Source organism: Paracoccus bogoriensis, assembly GCF_019431455.1.
Classification (GTDB): Bacteria; Pseudomonadota; Alphaproteobacteria; order Rhodobacterales; family Rhodobacteraceae; genus Paracoccus; species Paracoccus bogoriensis.
On the sequence record NZ_JAHYSR010000058.1, the window covers coordinates 1 to 619 of the forward strand.

Annotated in this window: 2 protein-coding genes; both read right to left on the reverse strand. The window is 61.6% G+C overall.

The features are described 5' to 3' along the window. The coding region (locus KY389_RS15940) for an integrase core domain-containing protein (protein ID WP_219831781.1) at positions 1–305 on the reverse strand (305 nt) is incomplete at its 3' end. Then, positions 235–619 (reverse strand): DDE-type integrase/transposase/recombinase (locus tag KY389_RS15945; protein ID WP_219831782.1); only part of this gene is annotated, 385 nt, incomplete at its 5' end. The genes KY389_RS15945 and KY389_RS15940, both read right to left, overlap by 71 nt.

A 619-nucleotide genomic window follows, 5' to 3' on the forward strand; every position in this document is an offset into this window, starting at 1 on the left:
AGCTCAAGCGGCTGCGCCCATTGCGTTTTATCGAAGGGCCTCGCTGCTGCGAATTCCTCCGGGGTCTGATACTTCAGGCTGCTGTGCGGACGCTCCGGGTTGTAGTCGATCCTCCAATCTTCGATGATTTCACGGGCTTCATCGATGCTGGTGAACCAGTGCTGGTTCAGGCATTCTTCACGGTATCGCCCGTTGAAGCTTTCGATATAGGCGTTCTGGGTCGGGTTCGGAGGATCAGAAAACAGCGTGGGGCGCTGTTTTCCCGACGAACGGGTCGATGAAATACATCTGGACGCCGTGATCATCGGCCCATCCATCCAGCGCCCGCCCGCGCAGTTCCGGGCCGTTATCAACGACCAGGATATCGGGATATCCCCTCTCGCGGGCCACGCGTTCCAGCATCTCGACCACCCGCTCGCCCGGCAACGAGAAATCCACCTCGATGGCCGGGCATTCGCGCGTGCAGTCGTCTTTCAGATTGGCCGTGCGGAACTTGCGACCATTGGCCAGCGCGTCGCTGGTGAAGTCGAGCGACCAGCGCTGCTTGGGCGCAATCGGGCACCAGGCCCCTTCACGGCCCTCGCGCGGGATCTTCTTGCGCTTGGTGCGCCGCAGCCAC